At 35.3% G+C, this 15,390-nt stretch carries 14 protein-coding genes and 1 riboswitch; of the genes, 9 read left to right on the plus strand and 5 right to left on the minus strand.

All coding sequences use genetic code 11. The annotated features are described in order from the left end of the window. Nucleotides 1-188 precede the first annotated feature (188 nt). On the plus strand, nt 189-980 hold the full coding sequence (locus FHP05_RS04140) for a TerC family protein (protein ID WP_147665983.1): 792 nt from the start codon (nt 189-191) through the stop codon (nt 978-980). Nucleotides 981-998: 18 nt separating this feature from the next. Then, nucleotides 999-1,364 carry a DUF488 domain-containing protein gene (locus FHP05_RS04145; protein WP_191126228.1) on the plus strand — a complete coding sequence of 122 codons (366 nt, stop codon included), beginning with the start codon at nt 999-1,001 and terminating at the stop codon, nt 1,362-1,364. A gap of 54 nt (nt 1,365-1,418) precedes the next feature. Here the strand turns inward: FHP05_RS04145 and FHP05_RS04150 are convergent, their stop codons facing one another. Next, a complete protein-coding gene (locus tag FHP05_RS04150) occupies nt 1,419-2,387 on the minus strand; it encodes a DUF4003 family protein (RefSeq protein ID WP_147665985.1) in 969 nt (322 codons plus the stop codon). Nucleotides 2,388-2,667: 280 nt separating this feature from the next. On the opposite strand from FHP05_RS04150, the gene FHP05_RS04155 reads away from it, so the two are divergent. Then, nucleotides 2,668-4,068 carry an L-cystine transporter gene (locus FHP05_RS04155; RefSeq protein WP_147665986.1) on the plus strand — a complete coding sequence of 467 codons (1,401 nt, stop codon included), beginning with the start codon at nt 2,668-2,670 and terminating at the stop codon, nt 4,066-4,068. 62 nt (nt 4,069-4,130) lie between these two features. Here FHP05_RS04155 and FHP05_RS04160 read toward each other — a convergent pair whose 3' ends face one another. Next, the gene (locus FHP05_RS04160; RefSeq protein WP_147665987.1) at nt 4,131-5,945 is read right to left on the minus strand and encodes a DNA ligase D; all 1,815 of its coding nucleotides are present in this window, start codon (nt 5,943-5,945) and stop codon (nt 4,131-4,133) included. 138 nt (nt 5,946-6,083) lie between these two features. Between FHP05_RS04160 and ku the strand changes: the two genes are divergently transcribed. The 4 genes from ku to FHP05_RS04180 all read left to right on the plus strand — a co-directional run bounded on the left by ku (nt 6,084) and on the right by FHP05_RS04180 (nt 10,746). Further along, nucleotides 6,084-6,917, plus strand: a complete 834-nt coding sequence (ku, locus tag FHP05_RS04165) for a non-homologous end joining protein Ku (protein WP_147665988.1) — start codon at nt 6,084-6,086, stop codon at nt 6,915-6,917. A 427-nt stretch (nt 6,918-7,344) separates the two neighbouring features. Beyond that, the gene (locus tag FHP05_RS04170) at nt 7,345-8,343 is read left to right on the plus strand and encodes an acyltransferase family protein (RefSeq protein WP_147665989.1); all 999 of its coding nucleotides are present in this window, start codon (nt 7,345-7,347) and stop codon (nt 8,341-8,343) included. A gap of 90 nt (nt 8,344-8,433) precedes the next feature. Further along, a riboswitch (purine riboswitch) is annotated at nt 8,434-8,535 on the plus strand. Nucleotides 8,536-8,851: 316 nt separating this feature from the next. After that, nucleotides 8,852-9,439 (plus strand): xanthine phosphoribosyltransferase, encoded by a 588-nt coding sequence (locus FHP05_RS04175; RefSeq protein WP_147665990.1) that lies wholly within the window; start codon nt 8,852-8,854, stop codon nt 9,437-9,439. Continuing rightward, nucleotides 9,436-10,746, plus strand: a complete 1,311-nt coding sequence (locus FHP05_RS04180; RefSeq protein ID WP_191126229.1) for a nucleobase:cation symporter-2 family protein — start codon at nt 9,436-9,438, stop codon at nt 10,744-10,746. The genes FHP05_RS04175 and FHP05_RS04180 overlap by 4 nt, the downstream gene beginning before the upstream one ends. 411 nt (nt 10,747-11,157) lie before the next feature. Here FHP05_RS04180 and FHP05_RS04185 read toward each other — a convergent pair whose 3' ends face one another. After that, a complete protein-coding gene (locus FHP05_RS04185; protein WP_147665991.1) occupies nt 11,158-12,501 on the minus strand; it encodes a YjiH family protein in 1,344 nt (447 codons plus the stop codon). 905 nt (nt 12,502-13,406) lie between these two features. On the opposite strand from FHP05_RS04185, the gene FHP05_RS04190 reads away from it, so the two are divergent. After that, on the plus strand, nt 13,407-13,736 hold the full coding sequence (locus tag FHP05_RS04190; RefSeq protein WP_147665992.1) for a DUF5327 family protein: 330 nt from the start codon (nt 13,407-13,409) through the stop codon (nt 13,734-13,736). Between the two features lie 40 nt (nt 13,737-13,776). Further along, complete coding sequence (locus tag FHP05_RS04195; RefSeq protein ID WP_147665993.1) at nt 13,777-14,145, plus strand: DUF423 domain-containing protein; 369 nt, start codon at nt 13,777-13,779, stop codon at nt 14,143-14,145. Between the two features lie 328 nt (nt 14,146-14,473). Here FHP05_RS04195 and gerQ read toward each other — a convergent pair whose 3' ends face one another. Then, nucleotides 14,474-14,920, minus strand: coding sequence for a spore coat protein GerQ (gene gerQ / locus FHP05_RS04200; RefSeq protein WP_147665994.1), 447 nt, complete (start codon nt 14,918-14,920; stop codon nt 14,474-14,476). A gap of 21 nt (nt 14,921-14,941) precedes the next feature. Next, complete coding sequence (locus FHP05_RS04205; protein ID WP_147665995.1) at nt 14,942-15,364, minus strand: cell wall hydrolase; 423 nt, start codon at nt 15,362-15,364, stop codon at nt 14,942-14,944. Nucleotides 15,365-15,390: the final 26 nt, after the last annotated feature.

Below are 15,390 nucleotides of genomic sequence, written 5' to 3' on the forward strand. Positions count from 1 at the left end.
GGCAATGAACGTTGTTAGCGAGACCTTTACCATTGTTGGTAGAGGTCTTTTTGTAAGGTCTTTACCAATATGGGTAAAGGCCTTTTTTAATCCTACATATTCATATTTGAAAAGTGACATAATAGGAGAAAAAGCTTTTAAGTAATGTAAATTCACTTCATATAGAAAAAATTAAAGGAGTGATTCGATTGGATGCACAATTGTTTTTGGAGTATTTTTGGGTATTACTTATATTAGTCGGTTTGGAAGGGTTACTTGCAGCAGATAATGCGCTCGTACTCGCCATCATGGTAAAACATTTACCAAAAGTTCAACGTAAAAAAGCATTATTTTATGGTTTATTGGGGGCGTTTGTACTACGGTTCGGGTCTTTATTTATTATCTCATTTCTAGTTGAAGTATGGTGGGTACAAGCAATTGGGGCAGCATATTTACTCCTCATGTCTATTCGACATCTCTATATTAAATTGGGTAAAAAGGAAAAAGATATAGAGGAGCTACCGACAGAAGAACCGCCAACAGAAGTATCTAAAGGTAGTTTTTGGATGACGGTAGCAAAGGTAGAATTAGCAGATTTAGCATTTGCGGTTGATTCAATTTTAGCTGCGGTTGCTTTAGCTGTTGCACTTCCTGCTACAGGATTGGGGCAAGTTGGAAGCCTTGATACAGGTCAATTCCTCGTTGTGTTAGCAGGTGGTATGATTGGATTAATTATTATGCGATTTGCTGCAAATGTGTTTGTTGAATTACTAAATAAAAAGCCAGGCTTAGAAATTGCTGCCTTTGTTATTGTTGGTTGGGTTGGTGTGAAATTAGCACTTCTTGTTTTAGCACATAAAGATATCGCACTCATTCCAGAGGCATTTCCACATTCAACATTATGGAAAATTATTTTCTATGCCGTATTAGTTGGAGTTGCCGTAATTGGTTGGTTTGCATCAGGCAGAGAAACAAAAAGCCAAGTAAATACGGTAAAATAGATATCAGGGAGGAATTTGATGTCTATTCAATTGAAACGCATATATGAAAAGCCGAGCGATGTAGATGGTTTACGTATTTTGGTAGATCGCCTTTGGCCCCGAGGTATATCAAAAAAAGCGGCCATGCTTGATTACTGGTTAAAAGAAATCGGTCCAACAACCGAATTACGAAAAGGTTTTAACCATGATCCAAAAAAATTCCCAGCTTTTAAGGAAGCATATATAGACGAATTAAAAAGTAATCCAAAACAAAGGAAAGCATTGCAAGAGCTAAAAGAAATCTGTAACAATAAAGACAATCAAATTACCTTATTGTACGGAGCAAAAGATACGATACACAACCAGGCTGTTATTTTAAAAGAATTATTAGACGAGGCGGAGTGAAAATAGGAAGAGAGATAAACAAGTATATTTGTTTATCTCTCTTTTCTCTTAAGTTTAGTCACTAGCGCCACTCGAGGAAATGGTAGCAGCAGCAACCGTACTAATCATCACTGCTTGTTGGACTTGAAGGATTGCTTCTAGTGTAGTGAATAAAGTTGTTTCTGTTAAGGCTGAAATGGATAACTCTTCTTTCATAAAAAAACTTGCAGCAAGAATAATATTTAAGTCCTTTTCCCATTTAAAATCTTTTACTTTCTTTAATGATTTATAAGTTTTCACAATATCTTCTATTTGGAAGGATTCAGGAGGGAGCAGTGCAAGCATTCCCATAATTGGGTAGTACATGGGTTTTTGTTTAAAGCGAACTCTTCGAAATGCATCAAACACATGGATAACCTGGTGGACAAGTGTATCTACATCGTGTTCCTTCTCTAATGCTAGAATATGACTCGTACATTGTAGATTATTTCCTTTTCGAAAACCATTTTTATTTAAAAGTTGATAAAATGTTTCTGCTCGCTCCATTACTTCTTTATTATCCTTAGAAGCAAGTAGTACGGCTAATGGATAATCTTCATGGGAAGTTAGAAAACGATGTCCTTTCTGCATTTGGTCATACATTTGTTTTGCTTGTGAAATCCACGCCATTTTATTCTCTTCCTCGTTATGACTTGTTAATAAAATGGCAGCAGCAATATATGTATATGATCCTCTTTTGAATTTGGCTTGAATCAGATCCTTGTAGGACTTGAATAATAAAGAAACAGCGTCGATTGGCTCTGCAAAATTTACATCAAGCGTTGCCGCTATCATATATCTTGTTTCTCCTTTTAAAGGGGAAAAAAATCCTGCTTCTTTTTTTATAGTATCTGCAATTTCTATAAAATGGTTGATATGAAAATGTTGTCGATTCATCGCGTAAATAGATGCAATAATCATTTTGGTTTTCTTATTCATTTTCCATCTGCATTTTTTCTGTAGTAGTTGAAAGTTGTCTATATAGGTTGGAATTGTTTGTCTCATGGCATTCTTCCTTTCGTGAGATTGATCCCTATCTATTACTACGAATCAAAAGGCTAAAAAGTTTCATTTGTCGGAAGATGGATAAAAGTATTTCAAGTCTTTTTTATTTTTTTTCGCTTTATATGGTTGATATTTCTTTTAAATTTATGTATATTATAATTCGTAGTAAGTTTATCGGATTAATTCATTTAATAAAAATGAATATGTATACGATAAAGTGAGATAACTGAAATACATCTGGTACTGTTTTAATAAGATTATTATAAAGGGGGAAGGCGTTGTGGATACTTTTTTAATTATTGTAAATGTGGCTGTTTTATTATTTTTCATCGGTGTGTTAATTTATATGCAGAAAACACATAAATCATTTACAAAGCGTGTATTTACAGGTTTAGGTGTTGGAATCATTCTTGGTGCATTATTACAATATATATATGGAGCCGATTCAGAAGTCTTAGCGAAAACAGTAGATTGGTACAGTGTCGTTGGAAGTGGGTATATTCGTTTCTTAATGATGATTGTTGTGCCATTAGTCATGGTTTCCATTATTCAATCGATTATTAATATGGAAAAATCGAAGGACTTAGGGAAAATATCGGTGTGGATTATTGGATTTCTAATTTCTACGGCAATGGTTGCTGCATTAATTGGAATTGGAACATCCACTTTATTTAATTTAGATGCGGAACAAATTGAAACAGGTGATGCAGAACAAGAACGCGGTGTTATGATGGAAGAAACATTAACAGAGGTGGAGGACACATCAGCACCTCAAAAAATACTCAGTTTTATTCCAGCAAATATTTTTCTTGATATGACCGGAGAACGACCAACATCCGTTATTTCTGTTGTCATCTTCTCTATGATTGTTGGAATTGCTGTTCTTGGTTTACGCAGGAAAAAACCAGAACAAGCAGAGATGTTTACGAAAATGGTAAATGCTGTTTATGCCGTTGTGATGCGAATTGTTACCTTGGTCTTACGTTTAACACCATTTGGAATTTTAGCATTAATGGCAACGACCGTTGCGAAGACTAATGTCGCAGGGATTATGGAATTAGGTAAATTTGTGATTGCCTCTTATGTCGGATTAGCGGCTATCTTATTATTCCACTTAATCTTGGTTGGATTATTTGGCTTAAATCCAATTACATTTATTCGAAAATCATTGCCTGTTCTTGGATTTGCCTTTACATCTCGCTCCAGTGCAGGAACTATTCCATTAACAAGCCAAGTGCAACAGAAGTCACTCGGTGTTGAACCAGGAATTGCTAATATGGCAGCATCGTTTGGTGCTACTATTGGGCAAAATGGATGTGCCGGGTTTTATCCTGCCATGTTAGCCGTGATGATTGCACCTTCTGTAGGGATTGACCCATTAGCACCCGAATTTATTGTAAAGTTAGTATTGATTATCGGAATTAGTTCATTCGGTGTTGCTGGAGTAGGTGGCGGTGCAACATTTGCCGCATTAATCGTTCTCTCTTCTATGGGGCTTCCAGTTGCCCTTGCTGGGGTACTAATTTCCATTGAGGCATTAATTGATATGGGAAGAACCGCAATTAACGTAAATGATAGTATCCTAAGCGGTACATTAACTGCACGTGTATTAAATAAACTAAATATAAACGAATATAATGATAAATCAAGAACATTCGAAGATGACCAATTGGCTATTTAATGGATAAAAATAAAACCGTCCTAAGAAGGTGGGGTCACTACCTAAAGGGCGGTTTTTACATATCAATCACTTCTTACTATTTCTAATAGCCTTTCCCAAGGTTGTTTCTTGCGTGCCTGATTATAACTAGCAAATGGACAGCCTAATCTCTTTACACGTTCCACAACATTCTTTATGGTAAATTGTTTTGGGTGTAAATCTTCATTTACTTCTTCCCAAAATAATGGGGTGGCGACTGTCGCATCCATCGTCTTTCTTGCTGAATAGGGCGCAATAATTGTTTTGTCTTTCCCGTGTTGAACATAATCCAGATAGAGTCTGCCATTACGTTTATTTTTCATTCTTTCGGTTGTGAATAAATTAGGATGCTTTTTTTCAACTGTCCAAGCAATTGCTTTTGTAAAAATGGCTGTGTCTTCATAGGTCAGACTATTTTCAGGAAGGGGGATATGGATTTGTAATCCTTTGTTTCCAGATGTTTTAATAAATGATAGTAATTGAAATGAATCTAATAATTGTTTAATATTGATTGCCGCCTCAATTGCTAAATGGAATGATTCGCGGCTTGGCGGATCTAAATCAAATACGATTTCATTAGGGGTATCAGATGTCACAGTTTGAAAGGGAAGATGATATTCGATTGCTGCTTGATTCCCTAGGCTCAGTAATGCTTCTAATGAGTCACAAATAATAAACACTTCTTCATCAATAACATGCTTTGTAATATGCTCTGGTGTGGATTCTCTTGCATGCTTTTGAAAAAAAATTTCTCCATGGACACCATCTGGACAACGGATAAGTGTCACTGCTTTTTTGTGGAAAAATCGTAACATAAAGGGTGAAATCTCCCGTAAATAAACAAGATAATCTCGTTTGGTTAGATGTAACTCTAGCCAATAGGTTTTATCAAGACTTGTTATATTTACATGTTTAGGAAACATAGCCATATCTTCTTTTAACTTTGTGATTGTACATTGTTTAGCATCTATTTCAGGAGTAAGTTGCTCGAATTCAGGTTCGCGTAATTCATGCTGGTGTAGGTCAAGTGTACGAATCCGTGCACAAGTTGTAGGTGGAAGTGTGTATACAGAATTCACCTTTTCTCCATTTTCTTGGAAAAAGTCTCGTAATACGTGGTGAACAGATTTTGTTAGCCCGTGTTTACATTTTCCAATTGGAATGAGGGTTGTATGGCTATCATCATATACGGAAACTGTGAAATAATCATTTTTATGATCATATGCAGTAAGGATTCCTTGAATGATGCGCCAATTCTTTATTTTTAACCAATCTCGATGATTTTTTCCTTTTTTGTAGATACTCCTTTTCCGTTTTGCAATAACTCCCTCTCCTTTATAATCAAATACAAGCTTTTGACAGGCTTCTACATTCTCAAATACTTCCACCAATTGTAAAAGACAAGGATATGTATGAGGAGATAATGAAAATATATCTTCCAATCGTTGTCTTCGTTTTATATAAGGTAATTGCAACGTATCTTTTCCCTTTTCTTGTAAACAGTCAAAAACCATTAATGTGGCAGGTCTTTTGTTTGCTTCTTGTTGAATTTTTTCTTGTCTTTTCATTCGACCCCTTGTTTGTATAAGGGGAAAATTAGCTTGATAGGCTTGGTTTAAAATGACTAATTCTCCATCGAAAATAAGTGGTAAATAGGCAGAAAATGTCTGTTCATGTTTCTTGCAAAATGCGATAATTTCTGAAAATTGATTGGTTAAATCATGTTCTCGTTTACTGAGTAGTTGGATACTATCCTTTGTCCATACTAATACACAGCGAAACCCATCATATTTTACTTCATAACACCATTCATCTCCAGTGGGGGCAAGTTCTGTAGCAATTGGCTTCATAATGTCCATTGTTTGAAAGCTCCTTTCTATGTTAAGATATCTCGATTTTTAAAAAATAATCATTTGTCATCTCGGATAAAATAAAGATAAAGTGGAACGCTAACCCAAAAATAAACTAATTAAGAAATATGGAAAGGAGATAAGACAATGCATACGATGTGGAAAGGAACAATCAGTTTTGGCCTAGTAAATATTCCGGTAAAAATGCATGCAGCAACAGAAAATAAAAATATCCCATTACGACAGTTGCATAAAGAATGTGAGTCCCCGATTCAATATAAAAAGACATGTCCTGTCTGTGAACGAGAGGTAGAACAAGACGAAATTGTAAAAGCATATGAATATGTCAAAAATAAATTTGTCATTTTAGAGGAAGATGATCTAAAAGCGATTCAGAAAGAGCAAACAGATAAAGCGGTGGAAATTATTGATTTCGTAAAATTAGAAGAAATCGATCCCATTTATTTTGATAAGAGTTATTATTTATCACCAAATGAGGGGGGAGTAAAAGCATATGGACTCCTTCGTTCGGCACTTCGGGAAACAGGGAAAATAGGTGTTGCAAAAATGATGATTCGCTCGAAAGAACGTCTTGCCGTCATTCGAATTTACGAAAATACAATTGTTGTAGAAACAATTCATTTTCCTGATGAAGTAAGGCAAGTTCGTGATGTTCCCAATGTTCCAGAAGAAGTAGAAACAGGGAAAAAGGAATTAGATACAGCAAAGTTGTTAATTGACCAATTAACAACAACATTTGATCCAAAGAAATACGAAGACGAATATCGCACTGAATTAATCAAATTAATCGAGGAGAAGAAAGGAAACGCAGAAGTTGTAACAGGGAAAGATAAAGCAAAAAAACCAGACAATGTAACAGACTTAATGGAAGTACTTCAAGCCTCATTGGAAAAGGCGAAGAAAGACAAACCGAAACCACGTCAACCAAAAAGACGAACAACAAAGAAAAAAGCGAAATAATTTTAAGAAAATCTCCTTTATACCATTTACAAGCTCTCATCCTCTAGGCTTTTTTACTTTATCGCGTATTAACTGGCTGTAAGACCTCCACATCAAAAATTCGAGATACTTTAAGAATTATAAGCGGAGGATCAACAGCCAGTAAAGGCCCGATTCGTTCAACTAACAATCAGTGGGAGATAAAGAAATCCCCACTGATTGAAGTTTCACTTTATATGTGTATTTCTCGACAATTATCTTTTTATTTAATATATTTAGGTATAGTGTTGTTTTTTCAAGTTTATTACAAAGGTTTTATATTATGACACTTTACTTACATCCTATTTACATCTGCATTAAGGATTGATGAAAACTACCTAATTTGATAAAAAAGGTTTATGCTAGTAGAAGAATGAACATTTGAATCATTTTTAAAAGGATGAGAGATATGGAAAGATACGCGTATTTTGACAATGTGAAAGTACTGTTGATTTTCCTTGTTGTATTCGGTCATATCATTCAACCATTTACAGATTCATCATCAGGAATACAAACATTGTATACGTGGATGTACACGTTTCACATGCCAGCATTTATCTTTTTGGCGGGATTTTTCGCTAAAGGTTCAGGGTCGATAACATATATTAAGAAATTGGCTAAAAAGCTATTAATTCCCTATTTGATCTTTCAAGCCATTTATACTATTTATTATTTTGTAATTGGCAAGGAAGATTGGCTAATGGACAGTATTTTTTACCCCCATTGGTCGCTATGGTTTCTCTTTAGTTTATTTTGCTGGCACATACTTCTAATTATATTTAAAAGAATACCACCAGTATATGGTATACTTATTGCTATTTTAATTGGATTGTCGGTTGGATATATTGGGAAAATCGGTCATACCTTTAGTTTGTCACGAACATTTGTCTTTTTACCATTCTTTTTGATTGGATTTTGGCTGTCAAAAGATCATTTGATGAAAATAAAAGGAAAAGCAGTGCAAGTTATTTCTATTGGAATATTAATTGGAGCAGCTATTGTTATTCATTATGCACCAGATATTAATTCGGGATGGTTACTTGCTTCCAAATCGTATAGTGATTTAGGTTCACCAGAATATGGTGGATTTGCTCGATTCTTTATTTATATTACATCAAGCATTATGGTAATCAGTGTACTTTCTTTAGTACCAACGAAAAGGTTTAAATGGACGCATATAGGATCGCAAACGACATATGTTTATTTATTGCATGGTTTTTTCATCCAATATTTTCGCCAGGCCAATCTTTTTAAAGTAGATGGTTTATTGGATGTCGTTGGGCTCGGTGCATTGTCATTAGCTATTGTATTTATCTTATCAAGCCGACCAGTACGTGGGATTTGGCAGCCAATGATTGAAGGAAAGACCACTATTTTAAAAAATGCATTTTCTAGAATTACAGTTTAGTAGTGTAGCCTGTCTAATTCTGAATAAGGTAAAACATTCGGTGATAATTTCCATTGCAAAAAATGATTACAATGCTATAATGGTAGCATTCAAATAAAAAATAAATACACTCATATAATGGCGAGAATATGGCTCGCGAGTTTCTACCGGTTTGCCAAAAACAAACCGACTATGGGTGGCATTGTTAGATAGATGTTCATATCTATCTATTTCCTTTTAGTAGACTTTTAAGCCTTAGGACATTGCTCATCCCATTATTTAGGAGCAGTCTGTAGGGCTTTTTTTGAATGTTTATTGTTGATTAACTAGCTGTAAGGCCTCCACTTCAAGACTTAGAAGCCTTAAGAAATATAAATGGAGGATCAACAGCCAGTAAAGATCCGATTGGTTCAACTAACAATCAGTGGGAAAAGAAGAAAACATTCACTGATTAAAGTTTTACTTAATAAGAATTCATAGTGTAAGAAAATACATTTAAAGACCGAAACTGGAGAGGGGAAGTAACAACATGAAAATGCTAAAAGAAAAGATTCAAAAGGAAGGAATCGTTTTATCAGACACAGTACTGAAGGTCGATACATTTTTAAACCATCAAATTGATCCACAATTAATGCAGGAAATTGGGAAGGAGTTTGCGGCTCGTTTTAAAGATGCAGGAATCACAAAAATCGTGACAATTGAATCATCTGGAATTGCCCCAGCATTGATGACAGGGCTCATTTTAGATGTGCCGGTTATTTTTGCAAGAAAAAGGAAGTCTCTAACATTATCAGATAATTTATTAACAGCAACAGTTTATTCGTTTACAAAACAGGAATCGAATGATATTTCTGTTTCAAAAGATATGTTACATGAAGAAGATGTTGTTTTACTTATTGATGACTTTTTAGCAAACGGACAGGCATTAAAAGGTTTAAATGACTTAGTGAAACAGTCAGGTGCACAAGTAGCTGGAGCAGGAATTGTGATTGAAAAGGGATTCCAAACGGGTGGTAAAGAAATACGTGCTAATGGACTTCGGGTGGAATCATTAGCAATTGTTGAATCATTAGTAAATGGGGGAGTTGTTTTTGCAGAGGAGTCCGTTAACAAATGAAAAATAACATGAAATTAACGGTTCTTGGAATGCAACATCTACTGGCAATGTATGCAGGAGCAGTGATTGTTCCGCTTATTATTGGTAATGGCCTTGGCCTTACTTCTGAACAATTAACTTATCTTGTATCTATTGATATTTTAATGTGCGGTGTTGCCACTCTCTTTCAAGTTATGCGTGGTAACGTCATTGGAATTGGATTACCTGTTGTCCTAGGATGTACGTTTACAGCAGTAGGTCCTATCCTTGCAATTGGAAATGAATATGGGATATCGGCAATTTATGGTTCAATTCTCGTTTCCGGTGTTTTTGTTATTTTAATTAGTCGACTGTTCGGTCATCTTGTTAAATTTTTCCCACCAGTTGTAACAGGTTCTGTTGTAACAATTATTGGTATTACACTTATTCCTGTAGCTATCCATAATATGGGGGGAGGACAAGGCGCAAGTGATTTCGGCTCTCTTTCCAATATTCTTTTAGCATTTGGCACTTTATTTTTTATTATTTTATTATATAAGTTCTCTACCGGATTTATCCGATCTATTGCTATATTAATTGGTATGCTTGGTGGAACATTTGCAGCATTATTTATGGGGAAAGTTGACTTTGCACCAGTTCAAGAAGCATCCCTTCTTCATGTTGCCCAGCCTTTTTATTTTGGGACACCAACATTTGAATGGTCTGCGATTATTACGATGATATTAGTAGCGATGGTTTCCCTCGTTGAATCAACAGGAGTCTATTTTGCACTTGGTGATATTTGTGAAAAAGATCTACACAAAAAAGATCTTGTTCGTGGATACCGAGCAGAGGGTCTAGCGATTGTATTTGGTGGTATCTTCAATGCGTTCCCATATACAGCCTTTTCCCAAAATGTGGGATTAGTACAAATGACAGGTGTTCGTTCGCGAAAGGTCATTGGGATTACCGGTGTTATGTTAATTATTTTAGGATTCTTCCCTAAAATTGCTGCCCTTACAACCATTATTCCCCCATCGGTTTTAGGCGGAGCAATGGTAGCAATGTTCGGAATGGTTGTTGCACAAGGAATTAAGATGCTCTCTAAAACGATTTTTGATTCGCAAGAAAATGCATTAATTGTTGCTTGTTCTGTAGGAATGGGCCTGGGAGTAACAGTTGTACCAGATATATTTCATGTTCTTCCAACAAGTATACAAATTTTAACAAGTAATGGTATTGTAGCTGGAAGTTTTACAGCAATCATCTTAAATATAATTTTCCATATGTTGCCGTCCACTGCTAAGAAAAAGCAAGTAAATCTCAATGGACAGGAACAGTTAAATTGAAAATAAGGCATTCATCACAAGATTGAGCGCCCATTTTGATGTGGAGATCAATCATTTGGTCACTGACAAGAGTGCTCAGCGCCCGTTTTGAGTTGAAGCTCAGTTATTTGGTCACTGACAAGGGTGTTCAGCACCCGTTTTGATTTGGAGCTCAATCATTTGGTCACTGACAAGATTGTTCAGCACCCGTTTTGGTGTGAAGATCAATCATTTAGTCACTGACAAGGGTGTTCAGCACCCGTTTTGGTTTGAAGATCAGTCATTTAGTCACTGACAGGAGTTTTCAGCACCCTTTTTGATGTGAAGATCACTCGGTCGGTCACTGAACCTAGTATCTATCGCGCCTAAAAAAACGCTTATTCCATAATCATGGATAAGCGTTTTTTTCGTTAATTAAAACAATGGCATTTTCTAAAATAAAATATGTGCAACTAGTACGATAACCGGCAATGTAATGATGGTACGGAGAATAAAGATGATAAATAAGTCTTTAAATGATACAGGAATTTTCGATCCGAGTAATAATCCACCAACTTCCGACATATAAATCAATTGAGTGACAGAAAGGGCAGCAATGATGAATCTTGTCATTTCCGCTTCAATAGATGCTCCTAAAACAGCTGGTAGGAACATATCTGCAAAACCGATTAACAAAGTTTCTGATGCTTTGGCCGCTTCTGGAACTTGCATCAATTCAAGCAAAGGGATAAACGGCATTCCAAGCCATTGGAAGAATGGGGTGTATTCTGCGATCATTACTGCAATCAGACCAAAAGCCATGACAATTGGTGCAACACCCATCCACATATCTAAAACGTTCTGGATACCTTCTTTAAAAAAATGTTTGATACCTTTTTCTTTTTTCGCGCGTTCGATTGCATTTTTATATCCATAGGAAAATGCATTGTATTCAGAAGGAATGGATTCATCAACAGGTTTGATTGACTTTTTAACATACGTATTCTCTTTACGTGACAATGGAGGGATCCGTGGCATAATAATCGCAGCGACAAATCCAGCAAGAAGTACGGTTAAATAAAACGAGACAAACATATGTCCAAGATTAACGTAATCAATAATGACTAATGTAAAAGTAATCGATACAATCGAGAAGGTTGTTCCAACTACTGCTGCTTCTCGTTTGGTATAAAATCCACCTTCGTATTGCTTGCTAGTCAGAAGTACACCAATCGTTCCATCACCAATCCAAGAAGCTAAGGCATCTATGGCAGAACGTCCTGGTAATTTAAATAAGGGACGCATAATTTTCGTCATCCATGTACCAACTAATTCGAGCAAACCAAAATTAGTGAGCAGTGGTAAAAATAACCCAGCAAATAAGAATACAGAAAACAATACATGGAGTAAATCACCTAATAAAAGTTGTCCAGTATTTTCACCATAGATTGCCTCTGAACCTAATTTGAAATAAACCATGATTGCAAAAACAGCAGCTAATATACGGGTGAGCGTCCAAAATGGGCTCACATAAAATAATTTGTAAAAAAAGGATGATTCTTTTAATCTGTTAGAACCAATTAATTTAGCTAATATAGTAATAATTGCTGTAAGAATAATGATAATCATCATGATTAAAGATAATTCATCTTTTAATAAGTCTTGAACTTTACTGGCTAATAGAGCAATTACAATGGAAAAGCCATCATCTGTCTTAATCGGAGTCATAAACAAAAGGACACCGAGTAAAGAAGGTATAATAAAACGTAAATGATCTGCCGTTGTATATTTTTTCATGTAGAATCTCCCTTAAAAAATCATTTATTGATGTCTTTAATATAAGATATTTATCGCAGACTAACTGGCTGTAAGATCTCCATATCAAGAATTCGATATACACAAGAATTATAAGTGGAGGATCAGCAGTCAGTAAAGCCCGATTTGTTCAACTAACAGTCAGTTGGAGATGAAGAAAACTCCACTGATTGAAGTTTCACTTTATTATTATACATAAAAATGTATAAAATTAAAAGAGGTAATTTATTTTTTTTTATACCATTTTTCGTTAGTAACGACGACTGTTTTCTAAAAGAGTTGTTGTCAATGAAGAAACATTTTAAAAAGCGATTAAAGTTATACGACGAACCAAGCATACGAAAATTGCTGCCATAGAAAATGATCATATTTTGTCGATGTGTCACTTGATTTGTTGTATTTTTGTTAAATTCCGAATATTGCTTGAACATATGACGATTTGAGGTTACAATTAGAAATAACATTTTTTAACATGGGGTGAATAGTTGATGGAATCATTATTGCAATGGAAGAGTGAATTGGAACAGGAATTAGGTAGAAAATTAAATAGAAATGAAAAGATATTCCTTGCTTGGTTATACAGCAATTATTTATCAAAAAAGGGAGCTCCCTGTACACGTATTCATGCAAATATTAGATCTAAACTATTATCCTATGGTAGGTTTAAAAGAAAATCATGTTCCTCGTTTTAGCAGTTTAAAAAACATGTATGAATTGAAATGAATCTATTAAAAAAATTCAGGGCGGGCTTGGATTCGTCCTTTTTTATTGGATAAAACGATCAATAATCTTATCAGCTATTTTCATATGCATTCAATTCGTGAAGATAATCAGTTCATGCTATACTGAATGCAATGTACATAAACTTGAAGAAAGGAGTATGAATGATGGCAGTTGAGAATAGCTTTATTTTACAGAAAATGATGGAAGAAATGGAACAAGCAAACCGTCATGATGGTGATTCTAATTTTATAAAGCATATCGAACGTATTAAATTATTATGTGAATTATTATTAGATTCAAATACACAATATAAAAGCAATAATCAAGAATCCAAGTTCAATAACCATAGAATAACAGCAAAGGAAATGGAAACCATGCTCGGATCGTCACGGACGAATCAACACTCTAACGAGAAGCATGCCTCCTTTCTTCAATCGGAAAAAGAGGAAGAAAAACAGGAAGAAGCTAATGGCACGTCGATTTTTGATTTTTAAAAAAGAAATTATTTAGCAAGGAACAGGAGAGAGATAAGAAATGAAGCTATTTTTGTTATTTGGAATTGTGAATGGATTTTTAGCTGTTGCGTTAGGTGCTTTTGGTGCACATGGATTAGAAGGAAAAATATCTGATAAAGCGATCTCCATTTGGGAAAAAGCAGTTAATTATCAGATGTTTCATACATTAGCATTACTTGTTACTGGCATACTTGCAGCGAAAATAGAAGCAGCAAGTTTAACGACAGCAGGTTGGGCCTTTTTCATCGGTATTGTCTTATTCTCTGGAAGTTTATATCTTTATGCAACAACAGGTGTTAAAATGTTAGCAATGATTACCCCATTTGGTGGTGTAACCTTTTTAGTTGGTTGGGTATGTCTTGGTATTGCTGTTACAAAATTTGTCTAATGAGGTTCTAGCGAATAATGAGATATATGATTAGGAGAAACAGAATGGCTGCTCGTAGAATTTGTTTTCCTGCTTCAGTAGATCGATTGCTATATAAAAAAATTACTCCAGTACAAATAAGACTAATGACCAGAAGGAAAAGAGATAGCATTAGTAGGGGAAAAGAGCCTCGAATCAGTGCAATAAGCCCAAACAAAAGAGCAAGTCCAATCGATATAAGTTCTCCGAGTATGAATTTTTCATATGGATGTCTCATTTAAATCGCCTCAAATTTAGTTATAGAAGGATAGCATCATTCATGATGCTATCCTTTTTATTTCTATCTTCTTTATCTTGATGGGTATGATGCCATTTGACCTTGATTATTGTATGGATAACTATAATTAAGTGGTTCATTAAACGTGACATAATCAAGATAAACCATTAATAATAGGTAACGTTTCTTCGTTTCTGGATCACTAAGTATAATATGATCCCTTCCAGCTGCTTCGATAACGCCTTTAAAAGTCTTTTGTGTACCATTAAAGCTCATATAAGCTGTAGCAAGCTTCCCTCTGTTCAGACGTAAGATATTTTCAATATAGGATTGTTGTGGTGGCAACATACCTGGTATATCTACTCCCGTTTGATTTGCTGCTGGTTGCCCTGTTTGAGCCTGGGGCTGTGAAAATTGCCTATAATGATATGTCGCTGGATAATATGCTGGAGATGAAGCTGGATAATAAAAATATGGATACATTTGTTGCTCATTTCCATAATACTGATGTTCACTCATTAAAAAATACCTCCTTATGATTTAGTAAACTTGTGGACATACGGACTGGAGGGGGGCATAGAAACAGTGTGATTTATATCTGCCAACATTCCATTGGTCAAACCATTGTGCTGGGCAAGCTCCTGGTGGCATAAAAAACCAAAGGGCATTTGATGCAGGGTGGTAATCCATCCCCATCATTACTTTTCTAGCTAGTTCCTTATCTACTTCTCGTGCCCGTTGGTAAAAATAACCTTTCTGTGTTGCTTCAAAACCACCTGGACTTTGAAATACCATATCTCGTATCGTCCGAATTCCTTTGAAATCAAGGCAGTTCCCGATAACACGGTTTACTCCAACATTTCCAACCATTAGCATCCCAAGTCTTCCGTCACCTTCTGCTTCAGCCCGAATTAACCTGGCTAAGAGGTTGACACTTTCTTCTGTCATCGGAACAACAGCCAATTTCCCACCTCATTTCTGTAAATCAT

The organism is Cerasibacillus terrae, from assembly GCF_008039555.1.
Taxonomy (GTDB): domain Bacteria; phylum Bacillota; class Bacilli; order Bacillales; family Amphibacillaceae; genus Cerasibacillus; species Cerasibacillus terrae.